Source organism: Geoalkalibacter subterraneus (assembly GCF_000827125.1).
Classification (GTDB): domain Bacteria; phylum Desulfobacterota; class Desulfuromonadia; order Desulfuromonadales; family Geoalkalibacteraceae; genus Geoalkalibacter_A; species Geoalkalibacter_A subterraneus.
Genome location: NZ_CP010311.1, coordinates 161221 through 174451 on the forward strand (window position 1 = coordinate 161221; position 13231 = coordinate 174451).

12 protein-coding genes are annotated in these 13231 nt (G+C 62.7%); 9 read left to right on the forward strand and 3 right to left on the reverse strand.

Translation table 11 applies throughout. The annotated features are described in order from the left end of the window. Window positions 1–2 precede the first annotated feature (2 nt). Together GSUB_RS00765 and GSUB_RS00770 are read left to right on the forward strand one after the other, a co-directional pair. A complete protein-coding gene (locus tag GSUB_RS00765) occupies window positions 3–1820 on the forward strand; it encodes an ABC transporter ATP-binding protein (protein WP_052464292.1) in 1818 nt (605 codons plus the stop codon). 3 nt (window positions 1821–1823) lie between these two features. Next, window positions 1824–2294, forward strand: coding sequence for an OmpA family protein (locus GSUB_RS00770; protein WP_040198703.1), 471 nt, complete (start codon window positions 1824–1826; stop codon window positions 2292–2294). Window positions 2295–2313: 19 nt separating this feature from the next. On the opposite strand, the gene hslO is transcribed toward GSUB_RS00770, so the two are convergent. Beyond that, a complete protein-coding gene (gene hslO / locus GSUB_RS00775; protein ID WP_040198705.1) occupies window positions 2314–3183 on the reverse strand; it encodes an Hsp33 family molecular chaperone HslO in 870 nt (289 codons plus the stop codon). Window positions 3184–3450: 267 nt separating this feature from the next. Here hslO and GSUB_RS00780 point away from each other — a divergent pair, with 267 nt between their 5' ends. After that, window positions 3451–4446, forward strand: a complete 996-nt coding sequence (locus tag GSUB_RS00780; protein ID WP_040198707.1) for a sugar phosphate nucleotidyltransferase — start codon at window positions 3451–3453, stop codon at window positions 4444–4446. Between the two features lie 124 nt (window positions 4447–4570). Here the strand turns inward: GSUB_RS00780 and GSUB_RS00785 are convergent, their stop codons facing one another. Then, window positions 4571–5707 carry a M20 family metallopeptidase gene (locus tag GSUB_RS00785; protein ID WP_040198709.1) on the reverse strand — a complete coding sequence of 379 codons (1137 nt, stop codon included), beginning with the start codon at window positions 5705–5707 and terminating at the stop codon, window positions 4571–4573. Between the two features lie 2 nt (window positions 5708–5709). Further along, window positions 5710–6216 carry a GNAT family N-acetyltransferase gene (locus GSUB_RS00790; protein ID WP_040198710.1) on the reverse strand — a complete coding sequence of 169 codons (507 nt, stop codon included), beginning with the start codon at window positions 6214–6216 and terminating at the stop codon, window positions 5710–5712. Window positions 6217–6360: 144 nt separating this feature from the next. Between GSUB_RS00790 and GSUB_RS00795 the strand changes: the two genes are divergently transcribed. From GSUB_RS00795 to GSUB_RS00820, 6 genes are all read left to right on the forward strand, one after another. Next, the gene (locus GSUB_RS00795; protein ID WP_158414016.1) at window positions 6361–7962 is read left to right on the forward strand and encodes a DUF445 family protein; all 1602 of its coding nucleotides are present in this window, start codon (window positions 6361–6363) and stop codon (window positions 7960–7962) included. A 313-nt stretch (window positions 7963–8275) separates the two neighbouring features. After that, window positions 8276–9340: a cyclic dehypoxanthinyl futalosine synthase gene (gene mqnC / locus GSUB_RS00800; protein ID WP_040198711.1), complete on the forward strand. Its 1065-nt coding sequence runs from the start codon at window positions 8276–8278 to the stop codon at window positions 9338–9340. A gap of 130 nt (window positions 9341–9470) precedes the next feature. Next, window positions 9471–10523, forward strand: coding sequence for a histidinol-phosphate transaminase (hisC, locus tag GSUB_RS00805; protein WP_040201858.1), 1053 nt, complete (start codon window positions 9471–9473; stop codon window positions 10521–10523). Continuing rightward, window positions 10524–11633, forward strand: a complete 1110-nt coding sequence (gene mutY / locus GSUB_RS00810) for an A/G-specific adenine glycosylase (RefSeq protein WP_235269861.1) — start codon at window positions 10524–10526, stop codon at window positions 11631–11633. Window positions 11634–11704: 71 nt separating this feature from the next. Next, a complete protein-coding gene (locus tag GSUB_RS00815) occupies window positions 11705–12838 on the forward strand; it encodes a ribonuclease D (protein WP_040198713.1) in 1134 nt (377 codons plus the stop codon). Beyond that, window positions 12835–13149, forward strand: a complete 315-nt coding sequence (locus GSUB_RS00820; RefSeq protein ID WP_040198715.1) for a putative signal transducing protein — start codon at window positions 12835–12837, stop codon at window positions 13147–13149. The genes GSUB_RS00815 and GSUB_RS00820 overlap by 4 nt, the downstream gene beginning before the upstream one ends. Window positions 13150–13231: the final 82 nt, after the last annotated feature.

Below are 13231 nucleotides of genomic sequence, written 5' to 3' on the forward strand. Positions count from 1 at the left end.
CCATGGCTCACGGACCTCATTTTCATGACAGCGACGAGATCACCGGCCGGCATCTGGACTGGCCCCTGTTCCGGCGCTTCCTCGGTTACCTGCGACCCTATCGCTTCAGCGCCCTGGCCGCTTTTATGCTGCTCCCCATGGTGGCCGGCGTGCGCCTGGTGCAGCCTTATCTGCTCAAAGTGGGGATCGACGATTACATCGTGCCCGGCGCGATCGACGGTCTGTGGCTGGTGGCGCTGCTGTTCCTGGCGGCGGTGCTGGCGGAAGGGGTGCTGGTCTATCTGCAGACATTCGTAGTGCAGCTGGTGGGGCAGCGGATCATGGCGGATCTGCGCAGCGAGGGGTTTGCCCGTCTGCCGCGCCTGCCGGCATCCTTCTATGATCGCCATTCATCGGGCCGGTTGGTGACCCGGCTGACCTCCGACGTGGAAAATGTCGGCGAAATGTTCGGTTCGGGGGTGGTCTCCGCTCTCGGCGACCTGCTGACCCTGGCGGCTATCGTGGCGATCATGCTGTGGATGAGTCCGTCCCTGTCGCTGGTGGCGTTCGCGGTGATCCCCGTGTTGCTGCTGTTCGGCGGTTTCTTCCGCCATTACATCCGACGCGCCAACCGCCAGGTGCGGGCGCGTCTGGCCGCCCTCAACGGCTATGTGGCCGAGCGTATCAGCGGCGTCGACGAGGTGCGCCTGTTTGTACAGGAAGAACGCACCCTGAAAGAGTTCGACCAACTGCAGGATAGCTACCAGCGGGCCTCCATGCGGGTCATCAACTGGGATGCCTCCCTTTATGCAGTGGTTGAGGCTCTGGGCGCGGTGGCCATTGCGGCGATTCTGTGGCGCGGCGGCGGCGAGGTGATCGCCGGGGTGGCGAGCTTCGGGACCCTGGTCGCCTTTATCGAGTACGTGCAGAAGTTTTTCGCTCCCCTGCGCGACCTCTCTGCCAAATATGCCGTGATTCAGTCCAGCAACGCCTCGCTGGAACGCATCTTCGACCTGTTCGATCAGCCGCTGGAGCCTCAGGGCGGGGTTTCGGACACCTCCGGTCCCGGAGAGCTGCGCCTGGAAAAGGTGTCTTTCAGCTACGACGGCAAAACTCCGGTCCTCCAGGACCTTGATCTGGAGCTGCCGCCGGGGAGCAGCCTGGCGATTGTGGGAGACACCGGCAGCGGTAAGACAACCCTGGCGCGCCTGCTGCTGCGATTCTACGAGCCGAGCAGCGGCCGCATTCTGCTCGACGGGGTCGATCTGGCGCGGATCGATCCCCAGACGGTGCGCCGCCGTGTCGGCTGGGTGGGGCAGGAGCCGTTTCTGTTCGACGGCAGTGTGCGCGACAACCTCGACCCGGAAAAAATCTGCGGGGATGATAAACTGTGGGAGATCCTGCAGCGCAGCGGCGCGGCCGGGGTGGTCGAGCGCCTGGGCGGGTTTCAGGCCCGCGTGGCTGAGCGCGGCCGCAACCTCTCCGCCGGCCAGAGGCAGCTGCTGTGCCTGGCGCGTGCCCTGGTGCATGACCCGCCGCTGCTCATCCTCGATGAAGCGACCAGCCGGCTCGATGCCGAGACGGAGCAGCAGGTGCGCAGCGGAGTCGAAGCGGCCCACGGCGGGCGCAGTGTGCTGCTGATTGCTCACCGGCTTCGCTCGATTGTCGATGCCGACCGGATCGTGGTACTGCGTCGCGGCCGCATCGCCGAGCAGGGCCGTCATGCCGAACTGCTGCAGAAGCAGGGGGTCTATGCGCGCCTGTGGCGATTGCAGGCATTGGAAGACGGTCGTGGGGCGACGCAAAGAATGGAGGAGCGCGATGATGACAAGAGGAGATAAACGATGATGGGGCGCCTGCTGCTGTGGGTTGCGGTCATACTTTTGTGCAGCTGTTCTCCCGTTGCGGAAAGGGAGGAGGCCGCGCCGGCGTCGTCTTTTTCCGTTGATGACCTGGCGGTGCGGGCGCAGGCGCTGCCCGGCGCGCAGGTGGAAAGAAACGGCGGCCTGCAGATCCGCTACCCGGGAGAGACGCTGTTCGCCGCCGGCTCCATTCTGCCCCTGGGGCGTGGCGAGGAACTGCTCGAGCCGCTGGCCGGTTTTCTCAAGTCCACTGAAGATCACCCCTGGCAGGTGCGAGTCCATGCCGCGACCGCGCTGGGTGAGGCCTACGACCAGCGCCTGGCCGACAAACGGCTGGAGCTGCTGCAGCGTTATCTGCAGCGCCGCGGGGTGGCGGTGGACGGCTTCGACTGGCAAAGCAGCGCCGGCAAAGAGGCGCCGCTCATTGTAGGCTTGCCCGCAGCTTCTCCCTGAGGCATCTCTTGCTGCCGCCTTATTCTGCCCAGCGGCGCACTTCTTCCGGGGTGAAGGCGTAGTTCCGGCGGCAGAATTCGCAGGTGACCACGGTGTCTTCCGTACGCTGGGCCAGCTCTTTGCGCTCTTCCTGCGAAAGGCCGCGCAGCATGCGCTCCACCTGGGGGCGACTGCAATTGCAGCGAAACATCAGGGGCTGCTCTGCTTTGATGTCGAAGGGGATTCCCGTCAGCAGCGGCTCCAGCAGCGCAAGGGGGGAATTGTTCCCGCCGCGTAGCAGAGTGGTGACGGGGGGCAGTTCACTCAGCCTCCGTTCGATCTCCGCCACGCGCTCTTCATCCCCCGGCGGCAGCGACTGCAGGATGAAGCCGCCCGCGACATCGACCAGCCCCTCCTGATCCAGGGCCACCCCGAGGGCGACAGCCGATGGGATCTGTTCCGAGGTGGTCAGATAGTAGGCCAGATCCTCACCGATCTCGCTGCTGACCAACTGTACCGTGCCGCGATAGGGCTCGCGCAACCCCAGGTCCTTGATGACATGCAGAAAGCCGGCGCGCCCCACCGCGCCGACCACATCAAAGCGATCATCCTTGGGGGGCAGCCCCGGCAGGGGATTGCGCACGTTGGCGCGGATATGTCCTTCAGCATCCGTTTCAGCGTTGAGGCGTTGCAGCGGGCCGTTGCCTTCCACGCTCAAGGCCAGGCGCTGATCGCCCTTGAGCAGGCCGCTCATCAGCGCGGCGCCGGTGATCAGCCGCCCAAGCGCCACGCTGGCCGTCGGGTCACACCCCTGGCTTGCGCAGATCTCGCGGCAAAGGTCGGTGGTGTTGGCGGCCAGCCCCCGCAGGGTGCCGTCACGCGTGAGCAGGCGAATCAATGTGTCTCCCATGACAACTCCTTAAATTGCAATTCCCCCAGCGGGGGAGGGCTGGGGTGGGGGCGGGTCTTGAGCAGGTTCCCAGGCTCCCCCCTCCCGACCTCCCCCCGCTGGGGGAAGGGGACTGTTTATTATTAGGTACACGCGCGTCCCGGGGCGTCCTTTGTGCAACCGCACCCCTGTGGTATGCTAGTGAATCTATTGAAAATTGTATTCTGTGATCCGCGCAGACTAGCGGATTTACCCCGTTTCTGACAAGCAGCAAAGGAGGATTGAACTATGAAGATTATTCTTCCCACCGCAGGACGCGGCACGCGCCTGCGCCCCCATACCCATACCAAGGCCAAATCGCTGGTGCATGTGGGCGGCAAGACGGTGCTCGAGCACATTGTCTCGCGCCTGGCCCCGCTTGCAGCCGAAGAATACATTTTCATCAACGACGAGGACAACGGCCCCCAGGTGATGGAGTTCATGGCGCGCCGCTTCCCCGACCTGAAGACCTCCGCCGTGGTGCAGCAGGAGCGCCTCGGCCCCGCCCACGCCGTCTCCCTGGCCTCCGAGCGCATCAAGCCCGGCGACGATGTGCTGGTGGTGTTCAATGACACCATCTTTGTCACCGACCTGGAGCGCATCCCCGAGATCTGCGCCGACTGCGACGGGCTGATTTATTCCAAGGAGGTGGAGGACTATCAGCGTTTCGGCGTCAACGTGGTGAAGGACGGCTTTATCGTCGATATGGTGGAGAAGCCCGACACCCCCGTCTCGCGCCTTGCCCAGGTGGGCCTCTATTATCTCAAGGATGGGCAGGGCTTCATGGATTATCTAAAGAAGACCATCGACGCCGGGGAAACGGTCAAAGGCGAATACTATCTGCCGTCGGTGTTCATGAACATGATCCGTGACGGGCTCAAATTCAAGGCCCCCGAGATCGACGCCTGGCTCGACTGCGGCAAGCCGGAGACGCTGCTGGAAACCAACCGCTACCTGCTGCGCGAGCGTCACCACGTTCACGGCGAAGCGCAGGGCTGCGTCCTGGTCGAGCCGGTGCATATCGAAGAGGGCGCCAGCGTGCGTGACTCGATCATCGGCCCCAATGTCTCCATCGCCGCCGGCACCCGCATCCGCGGCAGCATCATCCGCGACTCCATCATCAATGCGGAAACGGAGGTCAGCGACTTGATCCTCTCGAACTCCATCATCGGCGACTCCGTCACCCTGCACGGTACACCGCGCAAGATGAATATCGGCGATCACTCGCTGATCGAGATGGAGTAGAATTTTTCGCCACTAAGACTCGAAGAAAATCTTTAATACGTTACACCCCTCCCGCTGGGGAGGGGACATTGTGATGATTTGATTTTTTATCGACTTTCTTCGCGCCTTAGCGTCTTAGTGGCAATCAACCCCCGCCCGCTACCCCCAGGCAAAGTGCCGTATAAATTTTCGCAGCGGCGGTGACCTGGTCGAGGGGGATGTGTTCGTCCGGGGTGTGTGCCACTTCCAGGGCGCCGGGGCCGAGCACCAGCGGTTTGACGCCGGCCTCGAAAAAGAGGTTGCCGTCCGAATGGGAGCGGAAGGCATCGAAGCGCAGCGGCAGCCCGATGGTGGGGTAGATCTGTTCCAGTGCGCGCGCCACCGCAGAATCGGTGCCGAGGTCGTAGCCGCGCGAGGAGAAGTCGAAGGACAGTTCACAGTCGAGGTCGGGAATGAGTTCTTTGGACTCTTCCAATCGCTTGCGGATCGTCTCTTCGACCTCCCGAGGGTCTGTGGCAGGGGGCAGGTGCAGGTCGATCCAGGTTTCGCAGCGATCGGGGACCACGAAGCCGGCTCGCGACGAACTCAGTTCGCGGATGGAGTAGACGACCCCTGAGTTGCTGCGGTCGAAGAGGTGGTCGCGCCCCAGGTACAGCAGCACGCGAAGCATTGATTCCACGGCGTTGTGCCCCAGTTCGGGCAGTGACGAATGGGTCCGGCGTCCGCGACTGACGAGACCTGCCTCAAGATAACCGTAATGGGCGAAACAGGCGTTGAGGCCGGTGGGCTCGCCGATCACCACCCACTCGGGCTGAAATTCCTCGAGAAAGGCGATGCTGCCGTCGCCGTTTTCCTCTTCTCCCACGACCAGGGCCAGCCCCACCGGGGGCTGCTCGTCGTTGGGCAGCTCTGCCAGGGCGAGAAAGGCCTCGACCATGGCGGCGCAGCCCCCCTTCATATCGGCGCTGCCCAATCCGTAAAGCAGCGGCCCTTCCTCGCGCGACCAGTATTCTTCCAGGTCCCATGCGGTAATGGTGTCGACGTGCCCCACCAGGTACAGTTCCGGTTCCGACCAGCCGAGGGTGGCGATCAGGTTGTAGCGGTCTTCGTCCACTTCCTGCCGCCGCACGGCGAATCCCGCCCGCTGCAGGGTTTCCTCCAGCATAACCTGGATGTCCTCTTCCTTACCCGAAGGGGAATAGATATCGACCATGTCGCGCAGCAGTGCGTGCAGGCGTTGCGGGTCGATGGCGTGCCAGACTTTGTCGAGGATTTGGTGCATGCTTATTCTTTCTTCCGGCGTCTTTTCTTCGCCAGATTAAGGGTCATGTAGACATGCTCCTGCACATTGCCGAAGCCCTGTTTCTGGAAAAAGCGGATGGCGGCTTCGTTGTCGGCGGCGGTGTCGACGACGATCATGCGCACCCCCTGCTCGCGCATGCGGCGCTGGATTTCGCGAAACAGCTTGTCGCCGACCCTGCCTTTCTGCAGCCCTTTGCGCACCCCGAGCCACACCAGGTAGCCGTACTTCCAGGCGGAGTTGTGCTTTTCGACCGTGGTGCCGAGGGCGAAGCCGACGATCTCCTCGTCCCGTTCCGCCACCAGGCACAGCTCGCTGTCGCTGTTGAACATGGTGGTGATTTCGTACTCGTCCCAGGTGCGATACAGGCTGGGGGAGAACTCGGCGGTGAAGATCTCTTCGCCGATATGAAAGACCGGCGAGAGATCGTCGATGGTCATCTCGCGGACACGTAATTGCGGTTCATCGGGGTCCAGATTTCCATTGGGCATGAGAACGTTCCTTTCACTGTGCGTTTGATAGCTGAAAAGTTTAACAGATTTCTCTCGCTCGTCACAGCGCTTGTCGCCGCGGCGCAACCGGTTTATCATGGCGTGCGGTGAATGAGTGCCGCAATGGGAAACGGGATTTTTTTTATGGATGATCTGACGCTCAGGACGATACTGCCCTACCTGCTGCCCCCCGTGCTGGGGGCTTTCATCGGCTACGTCACTAATTACATCGCCATCCGCATGCTGTTCCGCCCTCTGCGCCCCTGGCGCCTGCTGGGGGTGCGCGTGCCGCTGACGCCGGGAATTATCCCGTCCAAGCGCCATGAACTGGCGGCGCGCATGGGGGAGATGGTCGGCAGTCATCTGCTGACCTCCGATGATGTAGGCCGCGCTTTGGAGAAAGAGAGCTTCCGCCGCGAGATCAAGGGTGCGGTATCGGACAAGCTGGGGCGCTTTCTCGATCGCGACCTGGGTACCCTGGAGCAGCTGGTGCCGGCCGATTTCCGGCATCGCTTCCGCGAGCTGACTGAACTGCTGCGCTGGAAGGTGGTTAAGACGGTGTTCGCCTATCTTGACAGCCCTGAGTTCGAGCTGCGGCTGCGTGATTACCTGGTGCGCAAGGAGGGCGAATGGCTCTCCCGCGATCTGGAAAGCTTCCTGAATCCGGAGCGCTACGATAAGCTGCGGCGTCACCTGGATCAGCGCATCACCACATTCCTGCAGTCGCCGGCGACTGCAAAAACGGTGGCCTCCTTCGTGGACAGCAAGACTGAACAGTGGGTGGGCTCCCAGCGCACGCTGCGCGAACTTCTGCCGGCCGATCTGATCGAAGTGCTGATGACGCAGCTCGAGCGGGAGGTGCCGCCGCTGCTCGAGAAGTTCGGCGGCATGCTCTATGACCCCGATTTCCGGCAGCGGCTGGTGGTCAAGGGGCGGCAGGCCATTGAAGGGTTCCTTGATTCCCTCGGCGGTTTGTCGGGGTTGATGGCCGGGTTCATCAATCTCGACAAGATCTACGATCGCATTCCCGAATTTCTGGATAAGGCCGGCGACGAGATCGCGCGCTGGCTCAGGGAGGAGAAAACCCAGGAGCAGGTGGCACGCATGCTGCGCGAGCGGGTCGACGGCCTGCTTGATCGCTCTCTGGCGAGCTACCTGGAGAAGGTGCCCTACGAGAAGGTGGCCGGGGTGCGGCGGTTTGCCCGCGACAAGGCGGTGCAGTATGTGCAGAGCCGCAAGGCGGGCGAGGCGGCGCTGGGGCTGGCCGAGCGCGGCATCGACCGTGTCAAGGATCGCTCTTTCGGGGTGCTGCTGCATAAAAGCCTGCCTGACGACGGCCTTGATCATGGGCGCGAGTGGCTGGTGCAGCGCATCCTGACCACCCTGCGCTCTCCGGCGGCGCGCGATGCTTTTTCCAATATTCTGGCAGAGCAATTGGAGGAGTGGTTGTTCCGCCGCCCGCTCGGGCGGTTGTCGGCGAGGGTGCCTGCCGATGTGCGCGAGGAGCTTAACACCGGACTTTGTCGGCAGCTGGAGGAGCTTCTCAAGAAGGAGGTACCGCCGCTGGTGGAAACCCTCAATGTGCAGCGCATCGTGGAGGAGAAGGTTAACTCCCTCGATCTGCTTACGGTGGAAGGACTGCTGATGGGGATCATGAAGGAGCAGTTCAAGTACATCAACCTGTTCGGGGCGCTGCTCGGCTTCTTCATCGGCCTGGTCAACCTGCTGATTCTTGGATTGCGCTGAGGGGGGATTTTTGACAAGGTAGGGGGGTGGACCGCGTCAGGGTGTCGGCTCTGTCTTGTCCAGGGACGCGTGAACCCATCCCTGGGGCTTGATTGCCGCCCTCCCTGGCGGCAAACACCCTGGCCAAGACAGAGCCGACACCCTGACGCTCCGTTGGTGGTGGATTGGAGAGGGACGTGTGAACCCATCCCTGGGGCTTGATTGCCGCCCTCCCTGGCGGCAAACACCCTGGCCAAGGTAACGCCGACACTTTGACGCTCCATTGCGGGGGGATGTGCAGGAATTATAAATTTTTCAGGAAAGATAGATTCGGATGTTTGACACCATTTCCCAAAAATTGAACGAGGGGCAGGAAATCGGGCGTGAAGAGGCGTTGTGGCTGCTCAAGGAGGCCGATCTGCTGGAGGTGGGGCGGCTGGCCGATGGCGTGCGTCGGCGGCTTCATCCCCATACGCGGGTGACCTTCGTGGTGGACCGCAACGTCAACTACACCAACGTGTGCGAGTCTCAGTGCCGCTTCTGCGCCTTCTACCGCAAGCCCGGCGCGGCGGACGCCTATCTGCTTGAAACTGACGCCATCCTGGAAAAGATCCAGGAGCTGGTTGATCACGGCGGTACGCAGCTGCTGATGCAGGGCGGGCTGCATCCGGAGCTTGATATTCACTGGTTCGAGTCGTTGCTGCGCGCCATCAAGGAGCGATTCCCGCAGGTGCAGGTTCATTCCCTGTCGCCGGCGGAGGTGATTCATGTGGCGCGTCTGTCGCAGCTCTCCATGTCCGAGTGTCTGCGCCGTCTGCAGGCGGCGGGTCTCGATTCGGTGCCCGGCGGCGGGGCCGAGGTGCTGGTGGACACAGTCCGTCAGGAGATCTCGCCCAACAAGATCGGCTGGCGTGACTGGGCGGCGGTGATGGAAGAAGCGCATCTTCTCGGCATGAAGACCACCGCCACCATGATGTTCGGCTCGCGGGAACGCCTCGAGGATATTGTCGAACATCTGCTGCGGGTGCGCGACATCCAGAAGCGCACCGGAGGTTTTACCGCCTTTATCCCCTGGACCTTCCAGCCGAGCAACACGGAACTGGGCGGCGAAACCGTCGGCGGGGTCGAGTATCTGCAGGTGTTGGCACTCTCGCGCATTCTCCTCGACAACATCCCCAACATTCAGGCCAGTTGGGTGACCCAGGGGGCGCGTATGGCGCAGGTGGCGCTCTTTTTCGGCGCCAACGATCTCGGCGGCACCATGCTGGAGGAAAATGTCGTGGCCGCGGCCGGATGCTCCTTCCGCATGTCACAGGATGAAGTGGTGGAACTGGCGCGCGGCGCCGGGTTTATTCCAGCCAAGCGCAATACTCATTATGAGATTCTGGAAACTTATTGAAGCGTAGCTCCTCCCCCCAGCGGGGGGAGGCTGGGAGGGGGGAACCTGAGCTGCTGCCCGGACCAGCCCCCACCCTAACCCTCCCCCGCTGGGGGAGTGGATGAAGTCAGCCTTGAATTTCGGAGAATCCATGATCCCCTTGCGTGACAACATCAGAAACATGGCAGGCTACGTGCCGGGTTTCCAGCCCGATGACGGGCAGGACTGGATCAAGCTCAACACCAACGAGAATCCCTATCCACCGTCACCGGCGGTGCGTGAGGCGATCCTGCGTGAGCTGGGCGAAGACGGCGCTCGCCTGCGCCAGTATCCCGATGCGGCCAGCCGTGCCGGACGGCAGGAGGCAGCGCGACTCTACGGGGTCGATCCCGCCTGGGTGATTATGGCCAATGGCTCCGACGAAGTGCTCAACAACCTGATTCGTGCTTTTGCCGGGGAAGGGGAGGAGATCGCCTATGTGCATCCCTCCTACTCCTATTATGCGACCCTGGCTGAGATTCAGGGTGCGCGGGTGTGCACTTTCGGTCTGACCGATAAATGGGAGCTTGACGGTTTTCCCGAGCGTTATGAGGGCAAGCTGTTTTTCCTGACCAACCCCAACGCACCCCTCGGCTTCGCCTATCCCCGTGAATTTATCGAAGAGCTGGCCGGACGGGTGGCCGGCATGCTGGTGGTTGACGAGGCCTACGCTGATTTCGCCGATGACAACGCTCTCGACCTGGTGCACAAGTATGAAAACCTGGTGGTGACCCGCACCCTGTCCAAAAGCTACAGCCTGGCCGGGATGCGCCTCGGGCTGGCGGTGGCGCGCCCCGAGGTGATCGCCGCTCTCGACAAGATCCGTGATCACTACAATCTTGACCGCCTTGCCCAGGCCGCGGTGACGGCGGCTTTACGCGACCAGGAGTATTTTTCCCGCTGCGTGCAGCGCATTCGCGAAACACGCGACTGGTTCAGTGTCGAGCTGCAGGTTCTGGACTACAGCGTGATCCCTTCCCAGGGCAACTATCTCTTTGCCTCGCCCCCCGACCGCGACGGCAAGCGCGTATATGACGCCCTTTACCAGCGTCGCATCCTGGTCCGGTATTTTTCCGATCCGGCCCTGGCCCACGGCCTGCGCATCTCCATCGGGACGCGCGAGGAGATGATGGCGACGTTGGATGCGCTGCGGGAGATCGGCTGAGTGGTTTGCACCTCCCTGTCTTCGCAGGAGTCCGACAAGGAAATCCCCTTTGCCTCGGCGGAAGTCGCCCGACGCCTGCTCAGCTGGTACGGGCGGCAGGGACGCGATCTGCCCTGGCGGGGCACCCGCGATCCCTACCGGGTGTGGCTGGCGGAGATCATGCTGCAGCAGACCACGGTGGACGCGGTTATCCTCTACTATGAGCGTTTTCTGGGGCGTTTCGCGGATGTCGGGGCTCTGGCTGCGGCTTCTGTCGATGAGGTTCTCACTTTATGGGCGGGATTGGGCTATTATGCGCGGGCGCGCAACCTGCACGCGGCTGCTCGTCAGGTCGTGGAGCAGCATAGCGGCTCTTTCCCCGACAGCCTTGAAGGTCTGCAGGGCCTGCCCGGAGTAGGGCGCTCCACCGCCGGCGCGATTCTGAGCATCGCCTTCGATCGTCCAGCCCCGATCCTGGACGGCAACGTGAGGCGGGTGCTGAGCCGCCTCTTTGCCCTGCAGGAGAACCCCCGGGGCACGGCGGCGGAGAAAAAACTGTGGCGCTGGGCCGAAGCCTTGACCCCTGCCGACTGTCCCCACGATTACGCTCAGGCCATTATGGATCTGGGCGCCACGGTGTGTGCACCGCGACAGCCGCAATGCAGTGTCTGCCCCCTGGAAGGGCTGTGCCGCGCCCGCGCCCTCGGGCTGGAGAGGCAGCTGCCGCTGCCGGCTGTGCGCAAAAAAGTGCCTGAGGTTGTTCAGGCCGCACTTCTGTGGCGTGATTCCAGCGGGAGGTTCCGCGTCTGCCGCCGCCCTTACCACGGGTTGCTGGGAGGGATGTGGGAATTCCCTACGGTCGAAATCGCCGACGGCGAGGACCCGGCGCTTGCCCTTCGTCGTTTTCTCCAGCAGTCGGGTGTGGCCGCAGAGCCGGAGGAGGTGGCGCGCCTGCGCCATGTCTACAGTCACTTCCGTCTCGATCTGCGTCTCTTCGGTGTGGTTGCGCCTGCCGCAGTGCATATCGCGGAAAGCGATCACTGCCGCTGGCTGGAGGCGGAAGAACTCTCTGGATTGGCCCTCCACGGGGCCCACAAGAAGGCCTTGCCTTATCTTGATCAAGTTGCATGAGGGGGCGATCCCCACGCTGTGCAGGTTCATCATTGATCTGAAATCCTCTTCATTCTTTCGGAGTTTTTGATTTGACATCCATACCCCCCATCCTGACCACCACCGCCGAGCTGACTGCCTTTCTCGCCGACCTGGCGAACGATACGGCACTGGCGGTCGATCTCGAAGCCGATTCCATGCACCACTACCAGGAAAAGGTCTGTCTGCTGCAGATCTCCGGAACGCAGCAGAGCGCGCTGATCGATCCCCTGGCGATGACGGACCTGTCGCCGCTGGCGCCGGTGCTGTCTGATCCAGCGGTGCGCAAGTATTTTCACGCAGCCGATTACGATATCCGCTGCCTGCACCGCGACTTCGGGCTGGAGGTGCGCGGGCTGTTCGACACCATGATCGCCTGCCAGTTCCTCGGTGAGGGAAAAGTCGGCCTGGCCGATGTGCTGCAGAAATATTACGGCGTGACGCTGGACAAAAAATTCCAGCGCGCCGACTGGACCAAGCGTCCGCTGCCCGAGGATATGGCGCGCTACGCGGCGGAAGACACCCGTTATCTGCATGCGCTGGGGGAAATGCTTGAAAAACGCCTGCGTGAGGCGGGGCGCCTCGATTGGGTGGCGGAGGAGTTCGAACTGCTCGAAGCGGTGCGCCACAGCGAACATGAAGGTCCCCTGTTCACCCGGGTGAAAGGGGCAAGCCGCCTCAAGCCGCGCCAGCTGGCGGTGCTCGAGCTGCTGCTGGAGTTTCGCGACGAAGAGGCGCGCCGGCGCGACAGCCCTCTTTTCAAGGTGCTCGGAAACGCCGTGATGCTCGAGGTGGCCCGTGAACAGCCCACCTCCCTGCGGGCTCTGACGGGACTTTCGGGGATGCCTGCGCGGCTGGCCGATCGGTACGGGCGGCGGCTGGTGGAGCTGGTACGGCAGGCGCAGGATCTTCCTCAAGAGAGCTTGCCGGTGATCCCGCGCAAGGAGCGTCCCGTGCGCGATCCGGAAGTGGACCAACGCATGACGAAGCTCAAGCAGTGGCGCAGCGCCAGGGCCGAGGAGCTGGGGATCGATCCCGGCGTGCTGATCAACAACGCCACCATGGAGGAGATCGCCCGCTTCAACCCGGACTCTGCCGAGGAACTGGCACAGGCCGGGATCCTCAAGCGCTGGCAGCAGCGCGAACTCGGCCCCTCCATCTGTGACGCACTCCGGAAGGAGCGATGAAGCGGCTGCACGTCTTCAGCCTGCAGGAGCGCCCCCTGGCGCTGCTGCTCAAGGAGCGCCTGCGCTACGAGGGGATCGACTGCCTGCTGCGCAACGAAGAGCTGTTCAGTGCCCTGGGCGAGATCCCTTTTCTGGAGTGCCGCCCAGAGCTGTGGATTATCGACGAGGAGATGCTGCCGCGCGCCCGCAAGCTGATTGAGGGCTGGCTGCGCGAGGATGAGGTCCATGAAGCCTGGACCTGTCCCGCCTGTGGGGAAAAGCTGGAGGGGCAGTTCGACTCCTGCTGGAAATGCGGACAGGAGCGGGGATAGAAGGCGAAAAGGGGTTCAACGCAGAGGCGCAGAGGAGCGGGAGGCGGAGAGATTTCCTGACATAAAAAGGGCTCTTCTCTCC